The organism is Knoellia tibetensis (assembly GCF_048606415.1).
In the GTDB taxonomy this organism is placed as follows: domain Bacteria; phylum Actinomycetota; class Actinomycetes; order Actinomycetales; family Dermatophilaceae; genus Knoellia; species Knoellia tibetensis.
Window position 1 is genome coordinate 934613 of the sequence record NZ_JBMBWF010000001.1, and the last position, 20691, is coordinate 955303.

Annotated in this window: 22 protein-coding genes; 4 read left to right on the forward strand and 18 right to left on the reverse strand. The window is 72.2% G+C overall.

Annotated features, from left to right (window positions below; all coding sequences use genetic code 11):
- Positions 1-47 precede the first annotated feature (47 nt).
- Positions 48-503, reverse strand: a complete 456-nt coding sequence (locus ACOJV7_RS04465; RefSeq protein WP_420188938.1) for a hypothetical protein — start codon at positions 501-503, stop codon at positions 48-50.
- A 45-nt stretch (positions 504-548) separates the two neighbouring features.
- Between ACOJV7_RS04465 and menE the strand changes: the two genes are divergently transcribed.
- The 3 genes from menE to ACOJV7_RS04480 are packed head-to-tail and all read left to right on the forward strand — an operon-like array spanning position 549 to position 2856.
- The gene (gene menE / locus ACOJV7_RS04470; protein ID WP_420188939.1) at positions 549-1706 is read left to right on the forward strand and encodes an o-succinylbenzoate--CoA ligase; all 1158 of its coding nucleotides are present in this window, start codon (positions 549-551) and stop codon (positions 1704-1706) included.
- 4 nt (positions 1707-1710) lie between these two features.
- Positions 1711-1959 (forward strand): PLDc N-terminal domain-containing protein, encoded by a 249-nt coding sequence (locus ACOJV7_RS04475; RefSeq protein ID WP_420188940.1) that lies wholly within the window; start codon positions 1711-1713, stop codon positions 1957-1959.
- 12 nt (positions 1960-1971) lie between these two features.
- Entirely contained in the window at positions 1972-2856 is an 885-nt protein-coding gene (locus ACOJV7_RS04480; RefSeq protein ID WP_420188941.1) for a 1,4-dihydroxy-2-naphthoate polyprenyltransferase, read from the forward strand.
- Positions 2857-2898: 42 nt separating this feature from the next.
- Here ACOJV7_RS04480 and ACOJV7_RS04485 read toward each other — a convergent pair whose 3' ends face one another.
- From ACOJV7_RS04485 to ACOJV7_RS04525, 9 genes are all read right to left on the reverse strand, one after another.
- On the reverse strand, positions 2899-3822 hold the full coding sequence (locus ACOJV7_RS04485) for a PDDEXK family nuclease (RefSeq protein ID WP_420188942.1): 924 nt from the start codon (positions 3820-3822) through the stop codon (positions 2899-2901).
- 174 nt (positions 3823-3996) lie between these two features.
- Positions 3997-4302, reverse strand: a complete 306-nt coding sequence (locus ACOJV7_RS04490; protein ID WP_420188943.1) for a DUF4229 domain-containing protein — start codon at positions 4300-4302, stop codon at positions 3997-3999.
- A 4-nt stretch (positions 4303-4306) separates the two neighbouring features.
- Positions 4307-5302 carry a c-type cytochrome biogenesis protein CcsB gene (gene ccsB, locus ACOJV7_RS04495; protein WP_420188944.1) on the reverse strand — a complete coding sequence of 332 codons (996 nt, stop codon included), beginning with the start codon at positions 5300-5302 and terminating at the stop codon, positions 4307-4309.
- The gene (gene resB, locus ACOJV7_RS04500; protein ID WP_420188945.1) at positions 5299-6888 is read right to left on the reverse strand and encodes a cytochrome c biogenesis protein ResB; all 1590 of its coding nucleotides are present in this window, start codon (positions 6886-6888) and stop codon (positions 5299-5301) included. Before resB ends, ccsB begins: the two co-directional genes overlap by 4 nt.
- The gene (locus tag ACOJV7_RS04505; protein ID WP_420188946.1) at positions 6888-7625 is read right to left on the reverse strand and encodes a cytochrome c biogenesis CcdA family protein; all 738 of its coding nucleotides are present in this window, start codon (positions 7623-7625) and stop codon (positions 6888-6890) included. The genes resB and ACOJV7_RS04505 overlap by 1 nt, the downstream gene beginning before the upstream one ends.
- Before the next feature lie 10 nt (positions 7626-7635).
- Positions 7636-8256: a TlpA family protein disulfide reductase gene (locus ACOJV7_RS04510; protein WP_420188947.1), complete on the reverse strand. Its 621-nt coding sequence runs from the start codon at positions 8254-8256 to the stop codon at positions 7636-7638.
- Positions 8253-8912: a histidine phosphatase family protein gene (locus ACOJV7_RS04515; RefSeq protein ID WP_420188948.1), complete on the reverse strand. Its 660-nt coding sequence runs from the start codon at positions 8910-8912 to the stop codon at positions 8253-8255. The genes ACOJV7_RS04510 and ACOJV7_RS04515 overlap by 4 nt, the downstream gene beginning before the upstream one ends.
- A gap of 35 nt (positions 8913-8947) precedes the next feature.
- Complete coding sequence (gene hemL / locus ACOJV7_RS04520; protein WP_420188949.1) at positions 8948-10288, reverse strand: glutamate-1-semialdehyde 2,1-aminomutase; 1341 nt, start codon at positions 10286-10288, stop codon at positions 8948-8950.
- 73 nt (positions 10289-10361) lie between these two features.
- Positions 10362-10856 (reverse strand): MarR family winged helix-turn-helix transcriptional regulator, encoded by a 495-nt coding sequence (locus tag ACOJV7_RS04525; protein WP_420188950.1) that lies wholly within the window; start codon positions 10854-10856, stop codon positions 10362-10364.
- A gap of 162 nt (positions 10857-11018) precedes the next feature.
- On the opposite strand from ACOJV7_RS04525, the gene ACOJV7_RS04530 reads away from it, so the two are divergent.
- Positions 11019-11561 (forward strand): YceI family protein, encoded by a 543-nt coding sequence (locus ACOJV7_RS04530; RefSeq protein WP_420188951.1) that lies wholly within the window; start codon positions 11019-11021, stop codon positions 11559-11561.
- 206 nt (positions 11562-11767) lie between these two features.
- Here the strand turns inward: ACOJV7_RS04530 and hemB are convergent, their stop codons facing one another.
- From hemB to ACOJV7_RS04570, 8 genes are all read right to left on the reverse strand, one after another.
- Positions 11768-12742, reverse strand: coding sequence for a porphobilinogen synthase (gene hemB, locus ACOJV7_RS04535; RefSeq protein ID WP_420188952.1), 975 nt, complete (start codon positions 12740-12742; stop codon positions 11768-11770).
- 13 nt (positions 12743-12755) lie between these two features.
- Positions 12756-14381 carry a bifunctional uroporphyrinogen-III C-methyltransferase/uroporphyrinogen-III synthase gene (locus ACOJV7_RS04540; protein ID WP_420188953.1) on the reverse strand — a complete coding sequence of 542 codons (1626 nt, stop codon included), beginning with the start codon at positions 14379-14381 and terminating at the stop codon, positions 12756-12758.
- A gap of 3 nt (positions 14382-14384) precedes the next feature.
- Complete coding sequence (hemC, locus tag ACOJV7_RS04545) at positions 14385-15338, reverse strand: hydroxymethylbilane synthase (RefSeq protein WP_420188954.1); 954 nt, start codon at positions 15336-15338, stop codon at positions 14385-14387.
- Entirely contained in the window at positions 15335-16660 is a 1326-nt protein-coding gene (locus ACOJV7_RS04550; protein ID WP_420188955.1) for a glutamyl-tRNA reductase, read from the reverse strand. Before ACOJV7_RS04550 ends, hemC begins: the two co-directional genes overlap by 4 nt.
- Complete coding sequence (locus tag ACOJV7_RS04555) at positions 16657-17349, reverse strand: redox-sensing transcriptional repressor Rex (RefSeq protein ID WP_420188956.1); 693 nt, start codon at positions 17347-17349, stop codon at positions 16657-16659. The genes ACOJV7_RS04550 and ACOJV7_RS04555 overlap by 4 nt, the downstream gene beginning before the upstream one ends.
- Positions 17350-17628: 279 nt before the next feature.
- Positions 17629-17895 (reverse strand): glutaredoxin family protein, encoded by a 267-nt coding sequence (locus tag ACOJV7_RS04560; protein WP_420188957.1) that lies wholly within the window; start codon positions 17893-17895, stop codon positions 17629-17631.
- A gap of 8 nt (positions 17896-17903) precedes the next feature.
- Positions 17904-19604 carry a lysophospholipid acyltransferase family protein gene (locus tag ACOJV7_RS04565; protein WP_420188958.1) on the reverse strand — a complete coding sequence of 567 codons (1701 nt, stop codon included), beginning with the start codon at positions 19602-19604 and terminating at the stop codon, positions 17904-17906.
- Positions 19604-20629 carry an NAD-dependent epimerase/dehydratase family protein gene (locus ACOJV7_RS04570; protein ID WP_420188959.1) on the reverse strand — a complete coding sequence of 342 codons (1026 nt, stop codon included), beginning with the start codon at positions 20627-20629 and terminating at the stop codon, positions 19604-19606. The genes ACOJV7_RS04565 and ACOJV7_RS04570 overlap by 1 nt, the downstream gene beginning before the upstream one ends.
- Positions 20630-20691 lie beyond the last annotated feature (62 nt).

Genomic DNA, 20691 nt, shown 5'->3' on the forward strand with positions numbered 1-20691 from the left:
CTGCATCGCTCGGCCGCCCCCTCGACGGAGGCTGGCAGCCCGACCGGTCAGCCCGACCCGCCGATGTCGACCTCGTAGGCCTCGTAGATGAGGTCCGCGCCGCGTTGTCGGTGGCGGATCACCCGACCGACGAGCGCTGTGGCCGCCTCGCGGTGTGCCGCAACGGCTTCGGGACTCTCGAGCCCCGCCTCGCGCTCGCCGAGCAACCGCTGCACGACCTCGACGAAGTCGAGGTGCTCCTCCATCTGGAGCTTGGCGAGCGACGCGAGCCGGGGCGCCCGGGCCACTGCGTCGGCATAGAGGCCGCCCGGCTCCTCGGTGATGGCACGGTGGTCGCGCAGGTCGTGCTCGAGCTCGGTGAGGGCGGCCCGCACCCGTCGCCGCCACAGCGGCCCCAGCCCGATCGGCAGGGCCAGCGCCGCGTCGAGGGCGGCCAACGACTCCCCGAGCTCGGCCCGGTGGGCGCGGACACGGTCGAGGTATGCCGCGAACTCGGGGTCCATGCGCCCATCATCCTCACGCTGCACCCGCCTGCCTAGAGTTGTCCCATGAGGATCGAGGTGCTCGCCGTCCCACCCGGCGCGGCCGCCCTCGACCTCCTCCCCCGCCTCGCGCTCGCCCTCGAGGGCGGTCACCCCGTCGCCCCGTATGCCGTCGGCTCGCCTCCACCGGACCTCCCGCCCCATGGGGACGCGGACCTCCCGGCCGACCTCGCCGTCGTCGTCGGCACGTCCGGCTCGACCGGCGTCCCGAAGCGGGCCATGCTCACGGCCGCGAACCTCCGCAGCAGCATCGACGCCACCGCCGCGCGCCTCGGCGGCCACGGCCAGTGGCTGCTCACCGTGCCCGCCCACCACATCGCGGGGCTGCAGGTGCTGCTTCGCTCGGTCGTCGCCGGCACCACGCCCGACGTTCTCGACACCTCCCACGGCTTCACGCCGGCGTCGTGGACCACCGCCGTCGACGCGATGGCGCCGACGCAGGGACCGACCGTCGTCTCGCTCGTCCCGACGCAGCTCACCCGCCTGCTCGCCGACGACGCCGCCACCGAGCGGCTCGCGCGGTTCAGCGCCGTCCTCGTCGGCGGTGCGGCCACCCACCCCGACCTGCTCGCTCGGGCCACCGTGGCGGGAGTCACCGCCGTGACGACCTACGGCATGAGCGAGACCGCCGGCGGCTGCGTCTACGACGGGCGTCCGCTCGACGGCACCTCGGTCGAGCTCGACGCCGACGGCCGCATCTCCGTCGTCGGCCCCACGGTCGCCGCCGGCTACCTCGGCGACCCGGCGCGCACCAGCGACGCCTTCCCCAGGCCGGGGACCTTCCGCACCGACGACGTCGGGCACGTCGACGACGACGGCCGCCTCCACGTCGACGGCCGGGTCGACGACCTCGTCAACACCGGCGGCCTCAAGGTCGCTCCCCGGCTCGTCGAGGAGGCCGTGGCAAGGCTCGACGGCATCCGTGAGGCCGTCGCCGTGGGAATCCCCGACCCGGAGTGGGGCGAGGTGATGGCCGTGGCCGTCGTGACGGCCCCCGGCTCCACGGCACCCACGGTGGGCGGGCTGCGCGACCAGCTCCGCGGCATACTCGCCGACGCCGCCCTGCCCCGAGCAGTCCGGGAGGTCGATGCCATCCCCGCCCGAGGGCCCGGGAAGCCCGACCGGCAGGCCATCCGAGCGCTCTTCGCGACCGTGGGAGAATGAGGCCGTGCTCCGCTTCCTGCCCTTCCTCATCGCTCTGGCGTTGTCGATCTACTGCGTCGTCGACTGCGTCCAGACCGACGAGAGCCGGGTGCGGGGCCTGCCCAAGCTCATCTGGGTGTTCGTCATCCTGCTCTTCCCGTTCGCCGGGTCGGTCGCCTGGCTGCTCGCCGGCCGACCGAAGGCGAGCCCGCCGCCGCGCCGGCAGATGCCCCGCGGCCCGGACGACGACCCCGACTTCCTCAAAGGACTCTAGGCACCGCCGCTCATGGCCACATTCGAACAGTGGGTCGCCGGCGCGCGCCCTCGCACCCTCTTCGCTGCCATCGCACCCGTCGTCATCGGGACCGCCGCGGCGGCGCAGCACTCCGATCCCGACTACGGGATCGCGCTCCTCGCGGCCGTCGTCGCCCTCGCCCTCCAGGTCGGCGTCAACTACGCCAACGACTACTCCGACGGCATCCGCGGCACCGACGACTCGCGCGTGGGCCCGGTGCGGCTCGTCGGGCAGAAGCTCGCGCGCCCCGAGAGCGTGAAGTCGGCGGCGTTCCTCACCTTCGGGTTCGCCGCGGTCACCGGTCTCGCCCTCGTCGCGCTCTCCGAGGCGTGGCTGCTGCTGCCGCTCGGCGTTCTGTCGATCGTCGCCGGCTGGAAGTACACCGGCGGTGACAACCCCTACGGCTACATGGGTCTCGGCGAGGTCTTCGTCTTCGTCTTCTTCGGCCTCGTCGCCACGCTCGGCACGCTCTATGCCCAGGTCGGCACCCTCACCTGGTTCGGCGTCGCCGCGGCCGTCGGGGTCGGCGCCATCGCGTCGGCCATCCTCGTCATCAACAACCTGCGTGACATCCCCACCGACTCCCGCACCGGCAAGCACACGCTCGCCGTGCGGCTCGGCGACGCCGGCACCCGCCGCTTCTGGCTGGCCCTCGTCGTCGTGAGCATCCTCATGGTCGGCGTCATGGCGATCTGGGAGCCGTTCGCGCTGCTCGGCCTGCTCTCGATCGTCGCCATCTGGAAGGCCGTCACGGTCGTCATGCACGGCGCCGAGGGGCGCCGGCTCGTGCCCGTCCTCGGGTCCACGGGCAAGTACGAGCTCGTGTATGCCGTGACGGTCTTCGCCGGCATCCTCGCCTCCCGCGCCCTCGGCTGACCCCCCATCGCCCCAGGGCCTGTGTCCAGTGAGGCGCGGCCCCTAGGCCACGTCCGGCAGGACATAGCGATGCACCGCCCGGGACACCTGCGCCATGAACGCATCCGGCCGCAGGCGCAGTCCGAGCACCGGCAGCCGCAGAACCGGGGTCCCCTCGAGAACGACCTCGTTGGCCCGAAGTGCGTCGTCCATCGGGTTCAAGCCGGCCAAGTGGTGTCCGCCATCGATCTCGACGACCAGACCGTCCCACTCGACATCGAGGTAGACGCGACCGCTCCGGGAGACACGCACGCTCTGCCTCACCGGTGGTGGGAGGCGGTAGGTGCGACAAAGCCTCGCGAAGTCCAGCTCGCCGAGCGAGTGTGCTCCGTCGCACACGTCGGCGATGACCGCCCCGATGAGCGGCCGGCGAGGCGACCGCCGGACCGACGCCCACGCCGACAGGACCGCCGCCGGCCGCACGAGTCGTTGCTGCACCGGCAGGCAGATGAGAAGTGCCGCCTGTCGATCCGTCCCGGCCCATTGGGCGGCGCGGATCAGCGCGTGCTCGGGCCGCACCCGGGGCAGACCGGAACCGATGACCGGGCCGATCTCTCGTCGCTCGTGCGGCGTCACACCGTCCAGCCTGTGCACGGAGGCGCCCTTCGGGAGGGCCACGTCGATCGTCGACAGGTCGAACCCGACCATGCCCTGGGCGACGAGCGCGGACGCCCCATCGAGGACCGCGCCCCAGCCGCTCTCCCACACTGCGGTCCACAGGGCTGCCCGCGCGGAGGCCTCGACGGACAGGACTCGGACGGTGTGGCGGCCCCTGCTGGCCCAGCGCCCCGCGTCGAGCTCTGCCCTCACGTCGTGCCGTGAGACTCCCAGCCGGCGCAGGTCAGCGCGGTGGACGACGCCGTCGTGGTCGGCCGCCAACGCGGCAGCTGCCCGACGTCGACGCTCTGCGTTGGTCCTGGCCGGCATGCCGTCGAGCCTCGTGGACCAGGTCGCAGGGGCACCACCGGCAGCGGCCCGGCCTGTGGACGGTTGCGCGGGTGTCCTGACACTGTGGACGACCGGGCGCCGACTTGTGTCCAGTCGGGCGCGGGCCCTATCCCGCACCTGGCAGGAAACAGGACCGAGCCCCACCTTTCAGGCTCAGCGGAAGTCGGAGTCGCTGCCCCTGTCAGGGTGGCGGAGCTCGGCGTCCTCGACGGCCTCGTCGCTGCGAGCAGCCCTCTCGCGCTTGCGCTCCACCCGCCGGTCGACGCGTTCGGCGATGTCGGCCGACGCGCGCTGGCGGAACGGCTTGAGCACGACCGCGGAGATGATGAGCGAGGCGACCGCGGCGATGACGACCGCGAGCAGCTGCTCCTCGCGGTCACGCAGGCCGAGCAGCCAGGTGAGGGCCAGGCAGCCGACGAAGATCAGCGTGCGCAGGATGAGGTAGCGGACCATCGACATGGGTTCAGAGTCCCGAGTAGGAGTGCTGGCCGACGAAGTAGACGTTGACCACGGCGTAGTTGACGATGATGCAGACGAACCCCGCGACGGCCACCCATGTGGCCGACTGGCGGCGCCAGCCCCGGGTCACCCGGGCGTGGAGGTAGGCCGCGTAGACGACCCAGATGATGAACGTCCACACCTCCTTGGGGTCCCAGTTCCAGTAGGAGCCCCACGCCTGGCGGGCCCAGATGGCGCCGGCGATGAGCGTGAAGGTCCACAGCGGGAACGCCACGATGTGCAGGCCGTAGGTGAGCCGCTCGAGCGTGCGCCCGGCCGGCAGGGCGCGCAGCACACCGCGGTCGGCGCCGAACCGGTCCTGCGCGAGGTAGAGCAGCGCGACGACGAACCCGACGGCGAAGAGCCCGACGGAGATCGTCGCGACGGTGACGTGGATGACGAGCCAGACGCTCTTGAGCGACGGCATGAGCTCGGCCGCCTCGGTGTACCAGACGGTGTTGGCGAGCCCGAGCAGGATGAGGACCGGCGCGACGACGAAGAGCCCGAGCCACTTGAGGTCGCGGCGCATCCCCCAGGCGACGAAGACGACCATCGTGAAGAGCGCCGACGCGACGCCGAACTCGAACATGTTGCCCAGCGGCCAGCGCTGCACCGAGGCGCCACGCATGGCGGCCGAGACGAGCAGCAGGATCGTGCCGAGGATCGCGAGCGTCTGGGCGACGCCGCCGGCCTTGCGGGCGCGCAGCGGCACGCCCGACGCGTCGGCACCCGACGCTGCGGCGGACGCGCCGCCCGCCGCCGGACCCGACGCACTCACGCCACCGGCCGCCACGAGCTCCCGCTCCGGCGCCTCGACGCCCTCGACGGACTCGGCCCGCGCCTCGCGCGCGGGCAGCAGCCCGGCGAGGTACGCGGCATACGCGAGCATCGAGATCGTGAGGACCGCCATGGCGGAGTAGAGGCTGAGGTTCGCGTAGGTCGCGAGGTTCTCGTAGGTCACGGTCGTTCCTTCAGTCGGATGAGGACGTCCTCGAGCTCGTCGCTCATGCCCTCGTCGTCGTCCTTGGCCAGGCCGCCGATGCTCACCACGGTACGGCCCTCGTCATCCGCCGGCGAAACCCGCACGAACACCCGTCGCCGGCGGACCGTGAGCGACAGGATGAGCCCGAGCAGGGCCACGAGCGAGGAGACGAGCGTGAGCTCCTTGCCGGGGTCGTTGCGCACCGAGATGCCCGCGAACCGCTGCACGCCGTCGAAGGTGATCGAGCCCTGCCCGCCCGGCAGCGTGTAGGTCTGCCCGGGTGTGAGCCAGATGCGCAGGAGGTCGGTGCCCTCCTTGTTCTCCAGCTGGGTCATCTCGGCGGTGTCGAGCGAGTAGACCGACTGCGGCCGCCCGCCCGGGAAGAGCGTCCCCTCGAAGGCCGACAGCGCGAGCGCCGGCTCGAGCGCGTCGGGGAAGACCGAGCGCGGCCCCCGGTCGTCGAGCACGGCGGTCGGCAGGAAGAGCCCCGCGAACCCGAGCTGCTTGCCCTCGGGACCCGCACCGGCGACCTTGACCGCGCCGACCGACGTGTAGTTGTTGTCCTGCGCGAGGAACGGCGTCGCGTCCGAGTAGGTGACGTTGCCCTGCGCGTCCTTGACGGTGATCCTCGGCGCGTAGCCGTTGCCGAGCAGGAACGCCGTCCCGCCGCCGGTCTCGAGCGGCCCGTTGACCCGGATGACCTTCTTCTCGGCCTTCGCGCCGGGAGACTTCGTGAAGTCGACGTATGCCGTGAAGTCCCGGGGCGAGCCGAACTGACCCTTGCCCTGGACGTCGGTCTCGAACTCCGCGTCGAAGCGGGTGAGCGTCATCTGGAAGGGCTCGAAGTCGGCGGGGTCGACGAGCGGGCCGGTGCTCAGCGTGTCGTAGCGGGCGGCGACGTTGGCCATCGACTCCCCCACCGGCAGGATGATGTCGGCCTTCCAGCCGAGCAGGTGGCCCCACGCCATCCCGACGATGACGCCGATGAGGGCGAGGTGGAAGGCGAGGTTGCCGGTCTCCTTGAGGTAGCCCTTCTCCGCCGAGACCGTCGTCGCGTCGTGCGAGTGGGTGCGGAAGCGCCCCGACCGGAGCGCCCCGCGCACCTGCTCCAGCACCTCGCCGGGCGCGCCGTCGACGGTCACCGATTCGTGCGCGGCGAGGCGCTCGAGCCGCCTGGGCGCCCGCGGCGGCTGCGAGCGCATCGCCTTCCAGTGGACCTTCGAGCGCGGCAGGACGCAACCGACGAGCGAGACGAAGAGGAGCAGGTAGATCGCGGCGAACCACGGCGAGGCGTAGACCTCGAAGAACCCGAGCCGGTCGAGCCACGGCCCGGCGGTCTCGTGGCGGGCGATCCAGTCGGCGGTGCGCACCGCGTCGATCGAGCGCTGCGGGAAGATCGAGCCGGGCAGCGCGGCGACCGCGAGCAGCAGCAGGAGGAAGAGCGCGGTCCGCATCGACGTGAGCTGCCGCCACGCGAACCTCAGCAGCCCGAGCGGCCCGAGGGTGGGTTGGGTGACGTCGTCGCGGTCGGTGCGCGGGTCCGTGGGCTGGGTCGACAGGCTCATCAGAGCGCCACCTCGAAGCCGTTGATGAGCTCGGTCTGGACCCAACGCATGAGGTCCTCCCAGACGCCCGTGACGAGCAGCACGCCGATGGCGATGAGGAAGCCGCCACCGACGACCTGGACGGTGCGGTGGTGCCGGCGCACGAAGCGCGAGACCCGGTCGAACCTCTCGATGCCGGCCGCCGCGAGGACGAACGGCAGTCCCAGACCGAGCGCGTATGCCGTCGCGAGCGTCACCGCGCGTCCCTGGCTCGGGTCGGTGACCGAGGCCGACATCGCGAGCACGGCGCCGAGCGTCGGGCTCGTGCACGGCGCCCAGCCGAGGGCGAAGACCGCGCCGAGCACCGGAGCGCCGAGCAGACCCGCGCGCGGCCGCCAGCTGGGGCCGAACTGGCGCTGCGAACCCATCCCGAGGAAGACCAGCCCCATGAGGATGACGAGGACCCCGCCGACCCTCATGAGCAGCTCACGGTGCTCGGTGAGGGCGCGGCCGAGGGTGGCGACGAAGAGGAACATGAGGATGAAGACGACGGCGAAGCCGAGGACGAAGAGCAGTGCGCCGAGCACCATCCGGCCCCGCGATCGCTGCTCGAGCGCGGTGTCGCTCAGCCCCGTGACGTAGCCGAGGAAGCCCGGTACGAGGGGCAGCACGCACGGCGAGGCGAAGGACACGAGACCCGCGAGCGCGGCCACGAGGACGGCGAGGGGAAGCGCGCCGGAGGCGATCTGGTCGGTCATGGTGGAGTGGTCAGGACTCGAGGACGTCGTCGATGAGGCCCCGGAGCGTGGCGGCCGACACGGCGCCGTTGGCGCGGGCGGCGACCCGGCCCTCCTTGTCGAGCACGAGGGTCGACGGCGGGCTCGTCGGAGCCTGCCTGCCGAACGCGAGGATGAGCACCCCGGACTCGTCGGTGAGGCTCGGGTAGGTCATCTTCTGCGTCTTGACGAAGGCGGCACCGCGCTGCGGGTCCTCGCGGAAGTCGATGCCCATGAACTGCACCGGCTTGCCGGCGGCCTGGACGTCGGTCCACACCTTCTCGAGGTCGGGGATCTCCTCGATGCACGGCGGGCACCACGAGCCCCAGAGGTTGACGACGACGACCTGCTTGCCGCGCTCCCGGGTGCTCGACCACTGGCGGCCGTCGAGGGTCGTCCCCTCGAGGGTGACCGGGTCGAGGCGCTTGTCGGCCGGGATCTGCTCGATGGCGCCGTTGCCCGCGATGTAGCCCTTCTGGTCACCCTTCTTGGCCTGCTCGGCGATCGAGTTCGGATCCGACGAGCAGGCGCCGAGGGCGAGGAGGGCGGCCACGGAGGTGAGCGCGAGGGCGCGGCGGCGCCACCCGGCATACGGGGTCGTTCGAGGGGTCATGCACCTGCTCCGGAGTGGGCGAGCGGCAGCAGCGCGGCCGCCGGCTCGCTGTAGGCGAGGGACTCGAGGTCGTCCCCGCGGTAGGTGAGGGTCGTCAGCGACGCGAGCGTGCACTGCCGCCTGCGGGGGTCGTGGACGAAGCGGCGGCCCTCGATCGCGAGGCGCAGCATCCATATCGGCGCCTGGTGCGACACGATGACGGCCTCATGGCCGCGTGCCTTGTCGCGGGCGTCGTCGACAGCGGCCTGCATGCGGGTGGCGAGGTCGGCGTAGGGCTCCCCCCACGACGGGCGCATCGGGTTGACCATGAGGCGCCACATCTTCGGGTCGCGGAAGATGCCCTTGCCGCCGGCGACCGCGCGGCCCTCGAACGCGTTCTCGGCCTCGAGCGCGCGCGCGTCGAGCTCGACCTCCAGCCCGTGGGACGCCGCGATCGGTGCCGCCGTCTCGCGGGCGCGCTCGAGCGGGCTCGAGACAATGTGGGTGACGTCGTGGTCGGCGAGGTGCGCGGCGACGAGGTCGGCCATCTCGCGGCCGAGCGTCGAGAGGTGGAACTCGGGCAGGCGGCCGTAGAGGACGCGGTCGGGGTTGTGGACCTCCCCGTGCCGCACGAGGTGCACGACCGTGCGGTCGTCGTTCGGGGCGGGCGCGGTCATGACGTGGATTCTCTCAAACCAACCTGAGAGGTTCCTCAGGCCCCGGAGGCGGCGGCGCGGGCCGCGGCGGGCAGGGCCTCGACGACCTGAGAGACGGCCTCGTCGTCGTGCGCACCGCTGACGAACCACGCCTCGAACGCGCTCGGGGGCAGGTGCACTCCGGACTCGAGCATGGAGTGGAAGAACCGCCCGTATACCGTCGTGTCCTGGTCGCGCGCCTCGTCGTAGTTCGTGACCGCGCCCTCGCGGAAGAAGACCGAGAACATCGACCCGGCCCACTGGACGGTGTGGGCGACGCCCTCGGCGGAGAGGGCCGCGCTGGCCGCGTCGGCGATCGTCCGGGCCGTCGCCTCGAGGCGGGGGTAGAGGTCGTCGGTGCAGCCCGTGAGCGTGGCGAGGCCCGCGGCGGTGGCGACGGGGTTCCCGCTGAGCGTGCCCGCCTGGTACACGGGTCCGGTCGGGGCGAGGTGGGCCATGACCTCGGCGCTCCCACCGAAGGCCGCGGCCGGGAAGCCGCCACCCATGACCTTGCCGAAGGTGAAGAGGTCGGGTGCGCCACCGGCATACGGGCCCTCGAGGCCGTACCAGCCCGAGGCGCTGCAGCGGAAGCCCGTCATGACCTCGTCGGAGATGAGGAGCGCCCCGTGCTCACGGGTGACGCGTCGCAGGGCCTCGGTGAAGCCCGGCGCCGGCGGCACGACGCCCATGTTGCCGGCGGCCGCCTCGGTGATGACGGCGGCGATCTCGGAGCCGCGTGCGGCGAAGGTGGCCTCGAGGGCGGCGACGTCGTTGTAGGGCAGGACGACGGTGTCGGCCGTCATCTCCGCGGGGACCCCGGCGGAGTCGGGCAGGGCGAGGGTGGCGACACCCGAGCCGGCGGCGGCGAGCAGGGCGTCGACGTGGCCGTGGTAGCAGCCGGCGAACTTGACGATGACGGCACGGCCGGTGGCCCCGCGGGCGAGGCGGACAGCGCTCATCGTCGCCTCAGTACCCGACGACACGAGGCGCACCTGCTCGAGCGGCTCGATCCGGCGGACGATCTCCTCGGCGAGGAGCACCTCGTTCTCGCTGGGGGTGCCGAACGAGAAGCCCTTGGCGGCGGCGGTGCGCACCGCCTCGAGGACGTCGGGGTGGGCATGGCCGAGGATCATCGGGCCCCACGAGCAGAGCATGTCGACGTAGCGGCGCCCGTCGGCGTCGGTGAGCCACGGGCCCTTCGCCTCGGCGATGAAGCGCGGGGTCCCGCCGACCGCCCTGAACGCCCGCACCGGCGAGTTGACGCCGCCCGGGATGACGCGGGTCGCGCGCTCGAGCAGCGCGGCGGACGCGGGGGCTTCGATGGAGGTGGAGGTGGCAGGGGTGGGGCGGGACGTCATGTCCCCATTGTCGCGTGCGCGCCGGGTGGTCCCGAACCCACCGTCACCGAGCGCCCTCCGACGGCGACCTCGGTCAGGCGATCTCGTCCTCGGGCTGCGCACCCGGCACGAGGTGCGAGCGCACCTGCGAGAAGGCGTCGCGCAGCACGCCCAGCTGGTCGGGGGTGAGCAGGTCGACGAAGTGGGCGCGCACGGAGTCCACGTGGGTGGGAGCCGCACTCTCGATGAGCCGGCGCCCGGCGGGGGTGAGGGCGAGGGCCACGCCACGGCCGTCCTCGGGGGTGGGCTCACGCCGCACCCAGCCCCGGGCCTCGAGGCGCTTGGCGGTGTGGGTCACCCGGCTCCGGCTCTGCACGACGAGGTCGGCGAGGACGGACATGCGGGCCCGGTCGCCCTCCTGCTCGGAGAGCATCGAGAGCAGCTCGTACTCGGGGAGGCTGATGTCGAAGCAGTGCAGGTCGCGGTCGAGGGCGACCTGGAGCTCGCGGTGCGCGCGGAGGTAGGCCCGCCACGCCTGCTGCTCGTCGTGGGAGAGCCAGCGAGTGCCGGTTCCCTGCTCCCCTGCCATGCGTCGCATGCTAGCGAATCGAGACCGGGCAGCAGGCGCGACCGGCCGGGCCATATGTGACCCAGATCACACACTGGTGGCGAGAAGGTTGAAATATCTACTAATACGGTGATGTTGGAAGGACCTGAAAGGCAGCACCCCCAACATCTCCGAGGAGTTCGCATGACCACCACCGCCAACCAGCTCCAGGTCCCCACCGGCACCTGGGCCGTCGACGCCTCCCACACCGAGGTCGGCTTCGTGGCCCGCCACCTCATGGTGAGCAAGGTCCGCGGCTACTTCAAGGACGTCGAGGGCACCGTCGAGGTCGCCGAGGACATCACGCAGTCCCGCGTCGACGTCACCGCGCAGATCGCCTCCGTCGAGACCGGCAGCGCCGACCGCGACGCCCACCTCAAGAGCGAGGACTTCTTCGACGCGGAGAAGTTCCCCACCATGCGCTTCGTCTCCACCTCCTTCGACGGCTCGACCCTCACCGGTGACCTCACCATCAAGGACGTCACCAAGTCCGTCGAGTTCGACGTCGACTTCGGTGGCGTGGGCCAGGACCCGTGGGGCAACACCAAGGCCGGCTTCGAGGCCACCGCGACCGTCAACCGCAAGGACTGGGGCCTGACCTGGAACGCCGCGGTCGAGGGCGGCGGCGTGCTCGTCTCCGACAAGATCCAGATCACCATCGACGTGCAGCTCGCCAAGCAGGCCTGAGCGCACCTCGCACCGACAGCGCCCGCGCCGTCGACCTCCCGGTCGGCCGCGCGGGCGCTGTCGTGTCTGCGCCCCTGCCCCCTGCGTCCGCAACTGTGGTGGCCCGCCGTCAGCTTGCCGGACTTGCGTATGCCGTCCGCCCGCCGACCCCTTGCGTCCGCAACTCTGGTGGCCCGACCGTCACCTTGCCGGACGCAACGGAAGGACTAGAGCAGCGGGGCGACGTCGAGGGCGCTGTAGGTGAGGATGACCTGCGCGCCGGCCCGGCGGATGTGCATCAGCGACTCCATGACGGCCCGGTCACCGTCGATCCAGCCGCGCTCGGCGGCCGCCTTGATCTGGGCGTACTCCCCCGAGATCTGGTAGGCCGCGACCGGCACCGGTGACACCTCGGCCGCCATGGCGATGACGTCGAGGTGCGGCTGCGCCGGCTTGACCATGACGATGTCGGCGCCCTCGGCGAGGTCGAGCTCGAGCTCGCGCAGCGACTCCATCGCGTTGGCCGGGTCCTGCTGGTAGGTCGCCCGGTCGCCGACGAGCGAGGACTGCACCGCCTCGCGGAACGGGCCGTAGAGCGCCGAGGTGTACTTCGCGGCATACGCGAGCAGGATCGTGTCGGTGAGCCCGGCCTCGTCGAGCGCCTCGCGCACGAAGCCGACCTGGCCGTCCATCATCCCGCTGAGGCCGAGCACGTGGGCACCGGCGCGGGCCTGGGCCAGCCCCATCGCGGCGTAGCGCTCGAGCGTCGCGTCGTTGTCGACCCGGCCCTCGTCGTCGAGGACGCCGCAGTGGCCATGGTCGGTGAACTCGTCCAGGCAGAGGTCGGCCATGACGACGAGGTCCTCGCCGACGGCGTCGCGCACGGCCCGAAGGGCGACGTTGAGGATCCCGTCCTCGGCGTCCGCGCCCGACCCGGTGGCGTCCTTCTCGAGGGGCACGCCGAAGAGCATGATCCCGCCGAGCCCCGCGTCGACGCAGCGCCGCGCCTCGGTGACGAGCGACTCGACCGTGTGCTGGACGACGCCCGGCATGGCCTCGATCGGCTGCGGCTCGTCGATGCCCTCACGGACGAAGACGGGCAGCACGAGGTCGGCCGGGTGGAGCCGGCGCTCGGCGACGAGCCTGCGGACCGCCGGGGACTGGCGGAGGCGGCGCGGTCGCTGCGGCAGGGCGGGGCTCACGCGCTCACACCGCTCACTTGGCGCGACGACGTGCGGTGGGCCGCTTCTGGCTCGGGCGCACCGTTTCCTCGCCGGCCTCGGCCGCCGTGAGCGCGAGCGACCGGCCGTGGTCGGCGAGCGCGTCGACGAGCTCCTCCGCGGACGGCTCCGGCGCGAGGACGTCGACCCTCAGGCCGCACTCCTCGGCCGTCTTGGCCGTGGCCGGGCCGATGCACGCGATGACCGTCGACGGGTGCGGCTTGCCGGCGATGCCGACGAGGTTGCGCACCGTCGAGCTCGACGTGAAGACGACCGCGTCGAAGCTGCCGCTCTTGATCGCGTCGCGGATCTCGGCGGCGGGCGGAGCCGCGCGAACAGTCCTGTATGCCGTGACGTCGTCCACCTCCCAGCCCATCTCCTGGAGCCCGGCGACGAGGGTCTCGGTGGCGATGTCCGCACGCGGGAGGAAGACCCGGTTGATCGGGTCGAGCAGCTCGTCGAAGGGCGGCCACTCCTCGAGCAGACCCTTGGCCGACTGCTCGCCCTCGGGCACGAGGTCGGGGTTGATGCCCCAGTCGCGCAGCGCATCGGCGGTGACGCCTCCCACGGCGGCGATCTTGAGGCCCGCGAAGGAGCGCGCGTCGAGACCGAACTCCTCGAACTTCTCGCGGATCGCCTTGACGGCGTTGACCGAGGTGAAGCCGACCCACTCGTAGCGGCCGGTGACGAGCCCCTTGACGGCGCGCTCGATCTGTTGAGGCGTGCGCGGGGGCTCGACCGAGATCGTCGGGACGCTCGTGGCCTCGGCGCCGTAGCGCTCGAGGCGGCGCATCATCGGGCCGGCCTGGTCCTTGGTGCGCGGGACGAGGACGTTCCAGCCGAAGAGCGGCTTGGTCTCGAACCACGACAGCGTCTCGCGGAGGCCGACGTTGTCGCCGACGACGGCGAGGGCCGGGAACTGCATCGACTTCGCGGCCTTGGCGACCTCGCCGAGCGTCGTGGCGACGGTGACCTGCTGGACGGTGGTGCCGCGCTCGGTGATCGCGACGGGCGTGTCCTCGTCGCGGCCGGCGTCGCGTAGCGCCTCGAGGGTGCCGACGAGCGTGTCGGGCTGGCCGAGCACCACGACGGTGACCGAGGGGTCGGTCGCGACCGCGACGTCCTTGATCTTCTGGCCGGCGGTGATGACGTGGACTCCGCGCGAGCTCGACGTCGTCAAGGGCACGCCAGCGTAGGTCGGGACGGCGGTCACCGAGCTGACGCCGGGGACCACCTCGAAGGGCACGCCGGCCTTGACGCAGGCGGCGGCCTCCTCGGCGAGCCCGTTGAACGTCGCGGGGTCGCCGTCCATGAGCCGCACGACGAGGCCGCGCGGGTGCGCCTTGGCGGCCTTGACGACGAGCTTGGCGCGCGAGGCGTGGGTGAGCGGCTGCCCGTGCTCCCCGTGACCGGCGTCGACGACCTCGACCTCGGGCCGCGCGTGGCGCTCCACGACCTGCTCGCGGGCGACCTGGTCGATGACGACCGCGTCCGCCTCGGCGAGGTACTCGAGGGCACGCACCGTCATCAGCCCGGCGTCACCCGGTCCGGCGCCGACGAAGGCGACGCGCGCGGGAGTGCGGGCGGGAGTGGTGGGTCGGTTCGAGCGGGTGGTGCTCACTGGTCACGCTCCGGGGCGTTCGGTGTGGACGGTGGGACGGGGTGAGAGCGGGGCGAGGTCGGCGGCGCCGTCCTCGAGGAGGAGCCGGGCGAGGGCGCGGCCGAGCGCGTCGGCGTCCTCCGGGGAGCCGGCGGCCGAGCGGCGCACGTCGCCCGTGCCGTCGATGCTCGCGACCACGGCGCGCAGCGAGAGCTCGTCGCCGTCGTCGCCGAGGACGACCTCGGCGAGGGCCCCGATGGGGGCGGAGCAGCCGGCCTCGAGCTCGGCGAGGACCGCGCGCTCAGCGACGACGCAGGCGCGGGTGTCGGCATCGTCGAGGGCGGCCACCGCGTCACGGGTCGCGGCGTCGTCGGCACGGACCTCGACGGCGAGCGCGCCCTGACCGGGGGCCGGCAGCATCTGGATGGGGTCGAGCACCTCGGTGACGACGCCGTCGCGACCGATCCGGCGCAGGCCGGCGTGGGCGAGTACGACCGCGTCGAGCTCACCGCTGCTGACCTTGCTGAGGCGGGTGTCGACGTTGCCTCGCAGCTCGCGCAGCTGGAGTCCGAGGCCGAGCGCCTCGAGCTGGGCGCGACGGCGGGGGGAGCCGGTGCCGACGGTGGCCCCGGAGGGGAGCTCACCGAGGGTGAGGCCGTCGCGGGCGACGAGCGCGTCGCGCGGGTCCTCCCGCGTGGGGATGGCCGCCACGACGAGGTCGTCCTCCGGAGTGGTCGGCAGGTCCTTGAGCGAGTGCACCGCGAGGTCGACGGTGCCGTCGCGCAGCGCCTCGCGCAGAGCGGAGACGAAGACGCCGGTGCCGCCCATCGTCGCGAGAGGGGTGGTGCGGTCCCGGTCGCCCTCGGTCGTGATCTCGACGAGCTCGACCTCGTGGCCGAGGTCTCGCAGGCGGTCGGCGACCCACGAGGACTGAGTCGTCGCGAGGTGGGAGCGGCGGGTGCCGAGGCGCAGGGTCATCGTCCGACCTCCTCGTCGTCGGTGGCCGGGATGACCGGCGGCGTGGAGACGACCGACACCTCGCGCGGGTCGAGGTCGAAGAGCTCGCTCAGGGCCTTGGCATAGCTGCCGCCCTGGCCGTTCTGCGCCATCTCCTTGACCCGCACGGTTGGCGCGTGGAGCAGCTTCTCGACGATGCGGTGCACGGTGCGCTGCACCTCGGCCCGGTGGGCGTCGGCGAGGTCGGGGGTACGTCGCTCGAGCCGGGCCATCTCGTCGTCGACGACGGACTGGGCGCGCGAGCGGAGCGCGGCCACGGTCGGGGCGACGGCCTCGGAGGAGCGCTCGGTGAGGAAGGCCGCGACCTCGCCGGTGACGATGTCGCGGGCCTCCCGGACCTGCGGCACGTCGCCGGCGGAGCTCAGCGCCTCACCCAGCTCGGCGAGACCGATGCGGGTGACGCCGTCGAGGTCCGAGACGGAGAGGTCGATGTCGTGCGGGAGGGCAAGGTCGACGTAGAGCTGCGGGCGGCCGTCGCGCTCGGCGAGGGCCGCGACGACGTCGTGCGAGGTGACGACGACACCCGTCGCTCCGGTGCTCGAGATGACGATGTCGGCACCGGCGAGCGCCTCGATGCGCTCGGCCCACGGCCGGGCGCTCCCGCCGACGCGCTCGGCGACCCGCTCGGCACGGGCGAGCCCGCGGTTGACGACGGTCACGGACGCGGCGCCGGCCTGGCTCACCGTCGTCGCCGCGAGAGCACCCATGCCGCCCGCGCCGATGACGAGGACGTGCGCGCCGTCGACCGGGCCGACGGCCGTGTCGGCCATGCCGAGCCCGGCGCCGACGAGTGAGCGGCTCACGTCGTCGATGCCCGTCTCGGAGTGGACTCGCTTGCCGACCCGGAGGGCCTGCTGCAGAAGGGTGTTGAGCGCGGGGCCGACGTGGCCGCGGCGCTGCGCGCGGGTGAGCGCCTCGCGGAGCTGGCCGAGGATCTGTGCCTCGCCGACGGCCATCGAGTCGAGCCCGGCGGCCACCGAGAAGGCGTGCGCGATCCCCCGGTCCTCGTAGTGGACGTAGAGGTGCGGCTGGAGGTCGGCGAGCGGCACACCCGTCGCGGCGGCGAGCGCCTCGGACACATCGGTGAGGGCACCGTGGAAGGTCAGACCCTCGGCATAGACCTCGGTGCGGTTGCACGTCGAGACGACGACGGCCTCGACGACGTGCTCCGAGCCGACGATCGAGGCCTCGAGACGACCGCGCGCGGCGGGGTCGAGGGCGGCCGCCTCGAGGAGGCCGATGGGGGCGCCGTGGTGCGACAGCCCGAGGACGAGCAGGCTCACAGGGCGACCTCCTCGACGTCGGCGGCGCGGCCGAGGTCGAGCTCACCGGTACGGCGCTGCTCGTGGAAGGCGAGGATCTGGAGCTCGGTCGACATGTCGACCTTGCGGACCATGACGTCGTCGGGCACGTCGAGGACGCACGGCGCGAAGTTGAGGATCGAGCGCACCCCGGCCCCGACCAGACGGTCGGCGACGTCCTGCGCGGACTCGGCGGGCGTCGCGATGACCCCGATCGCGAGCTGGTCGTCGCGGACGAGCGCCTCGAGGTCGTCCATCGGGCGCACCCGGCGGTCGCCCACAGGGGTGCCGACGATGGTCTCGTCGCGGTCCAGGAGCGCGATGACGTTGAAGCCCCGCGTCGTGAACCCGCTGTATGCCGCGAGCGCGCGACCGAGGTTGCCCATCCCGACGATCGCCACCGGCCAGTCCTGGGTGAGCCCGAGCGCGGTCGAGATCTCGTAGGCGAGCCGGTCGACCTCGTAGCCGACGCCCCGCACGCCGTAGGAGCCGAGGTGGGAGAGGTCCTTGCGCAGCTTGGCCGAGCTGACGCCGGCAGCAGCCGCGAGCTCCTCGGAGCTCACCGAGGAGATGCCACGCTCGGCGAGGTTCGTGAGGGCCTGGAGGTATCCCGGGAGTCGCGCCACGGATGCATCGGGGATACCCCGGCGGGCTGCGACGTCGGCGGACACGAGGCCTTCGACTCCTCTTCTTCACAGGTGGTGGTGCCCTGTCAGCGTACGCACTTGTGAAGGGATGCACAAAGTCACGAACGGACCCCGAGACGGAGCACGGACGGGGCTCTGGTACAAGCAGGCGGTGTAACCGCTCCCGCACCCTCCTTGCATCCGCAGAGGTGGTTGCCCCAACGTCACCCTGCCGGACACAGACCAACCAGCCCCGTATGCCGTGGCTGGCGTCCGCACATGTGGTTGCCCCGCCGTCACCCTGCCGGACGCAAGGGTTTCGCGTCAGCGCGGCGGCCGGGCCAGCGCAGCGCGCAGACGCTCGGCGTCGACCCGCCAGAAGTCGTGCTGACGGCCGTCGACCAGCGTCACCGGGATCTCCTCGGCGTAGCGCGCCAGGAGCTCGGGCTCGTCGAGGACCGAGCGCTCGACGAAGGACTCCCCCAGCTCGGCCGTCACCGCGGTGATGACGGCCCGGGCGTCGTCGCACAGGTGGCAGCCGGGCTTGCCGATGAGGGTGACGCGCGGCTGCGGGTCGGGGGCGGACGGCATACGGCGGCTCAGAAGAAGACGGACCGGCGCTGCATGAGCAGCGAGTAGAGGGTCTGCTGGATCGTCTCGCGCACCTGGTCGGTGAGGTCGAAGACGAGCATCGGGTCGTCGGCCGCGCCGTCGCCATGGCTCGCCGTCTCGATCGGGGCGCCGAACTCGATGATCCACTTGCTCGGCAGCGGGATGAGCCCGAGCGGCCCGAGGAGCGGGAAGGTCGGCGTGATCGGGGCGTAGGGCACACCGAGGAGGCGCGCGACGGTCTTCATGTTGCCGATGATGGGAGCGATCTCCTCGGCGCCGACGACCGACGTCGGGATGATCGGCACCCCCGCCTTGAGCGCGGCCGAGACGAACCCGCCACGACCGAACCGCTGCAGCTTGTAGCGCTCCTTGAACGGCTTGCCGACGCCCTTGAAGCCCTCGGGGAAGACACCCACGAGCTCACCCTTGGCGAAGAGCCGGTCGACGTCGTCGCCGGTCGCGAGGGTGGACCCACCGCGCCGTGCGAAGGACCCGATGACGGGCGTCTGGAAGACGAGGTCGGCGCCGAGGGCGCGCATGACCCGGCGCTTCGGGTGCTCGTCGTGGATCGCCTGCGCCACCATGAGCGAGTCGATGGCGATGGTGCCCGAGTGGTTGCTCACGATGAGGGCGCCGCCCTCGTCGGGGATGTTCTCGAGTCCACGGACCTCGACCCGGAACCAGTTGCGGTAGATCGGGCGGAGCATCGGGAAGATGACGTGCTCGGCGAAGTGCTCGTCGTAGCCGAACTCGTCGACGGAGTAGTCGCCCTCGAGCCGGCGCCTCACGAACGCGAGCGTCGACGCGATCCGTCGCTCGATCTCCTCGGGCGAGATGCCGGCACCCTGGGCGGCCATGCGCATGGCCGCGATCGACGCGCTGAGCAGCTCCTCGATGCCGGGCACGGGCAGCGACATGTCGGTCTGTGTGGCCGTCGGGTCCGGCGACGCGGGTCGCGTGGCCTTGGGCTCCGGCACGGCGGCGACGCGCAGGTGCCGTCGTGCTGCCTCGTCGGCCGCGCGCTTGGCCCGCGGACTCTGCGGTCGTATGCCGGCCTGCCTGGTCGCCTTGGCCGACGCCTTCGCACGGACCGTGGGTTGCGGACGGTGGGCCGAGCGTTGGCCGGTCGGTGCGGCCGCCGCCGGGCTGTCCGACGGTGTCGACGAAGCCGTGGCCGCGGCGACAGCCGGCTTCGAGGCCGGCTGCTGGGCGGCGGCGGCCGGCGGGGACGCGGGCCGCGCATCCGCGGTCGCGCCTGTCTCGCCGACAGGGGCGGAGAGCAGAGGAGTCGAGCGTCGGCGGGCCCGCTCACCCGAGGCACGGGCGGCACCAGCGGCGACCGAGGACGTGCGGCGGGCGGGCGCCTTCTTCACGGCTGCGGCGACCGTCGCGGGCGTCGCCTTCTTGGCCGATGCCTTCTCGGCCGATGCCTTCTCGGCCGATGCCTTGGTCGCAGTCGCCTTCTTGGGCGTCGCCTGCTTGGGCGTCGTCTTGGTGGCGGGCGCCTTCGTGGTGGTCGCCTTCTTGGCGGTTGCCTTCTTGGCGGTCGCCTTCTTGGCGGTCGCCTTCTTGGCGGTCGCCTTCTTCGCCGTCGCCTTCGTGGTGGGCGCGGTCGCCTCCTCCTGCCCGGCCTTGGCGCCGGACGTCTTCGTGGCAGCGGCCTTCGCCGCCGTCGGCTTCGTCGCCATCAGAGCCGACCTCCCGTTGCGCGACCGAGGACCTGTTGTGCCACACCGGCGAGGCCGCCGACGGCCCCCGTCATCGCGTCGAACGACGGCACGATCGGGGTGACGGTGCGGGCGAAGTCCTCGAACGCCGCACGCGTCGAGAACGTCGGGTTGAAACCGAAGGTCGTCCGCATCACCGTCGTGTCCATGCCGCGGCCGAAGGCGAGGAACGACATCTGGTCGGGGCTGAAGTCGACGAGCCCGAACCTCTTGCCCAGGCCGCCGAGCGGGCCCGCTGCCGCCATCGGGACCATCACGAACGGGCGGCGGGCGATCGCGGCGGCCTGCACCACGGTGAGGACGCCGTCGCCGGCGAGGTTGACGACACCGGTCGTCGACCCCGTGACACCGCGCACGAGCGCCGCGATGGCGTCGTCCTCGTGGAAGAACTGGAGGCGGGCGTCGTAGCCGAACGGGATCGGGATGACCGGCAGGTTGAAGTAGTCGGTGATCGAGGTGCGGATGCGCGGGCCGACGATGTTGGCGAAGCGCAGCGTGAGGATCTCGGCGTCGGGACGGCGACGGGCGAAGCCGCGGACGTAGCCCTCGACCTCGATCGAGTCCTTGCCGAAGCCGGAGGAGGGCAACCGCTTGGCCGTCATCTCCTCGGTGAACATCGCCGGGTCGCGCGGGGTCGAGCCGTAGACCGCAGCGGTGGACTTCACGACGAGTCGCTTGACCGTCGACGCCTTCTGGCAGGCAGCGAGCAGCTGCATCGTCCCGATGACGTTGATCTCCTTCTGCGGGGTGCGCCCCCCGGCGAAGGTCGGCGTCGCGATGACGTTGGCGTGCACGACGGTGTCGACGTCGCCCTGGGCGATGACCTTGCCGATCATCGGGTTGCGAATGTCCGCCCGCACGAACTCGGCGCCACCGAGATCGCGCGGCGGGGGGATGACGTCGACACCGATGACCTTCTCGACACCGGGGTCGGCCGCGAGCCGACGGGCGAGGACACCGCCGATGTAGCGGGAGACCCCCGTCACGAGTACCACTTGGCCCACGGGTCCTGCCTCCCTCGCGATGACGTCGTCGTGCCGACCCTACT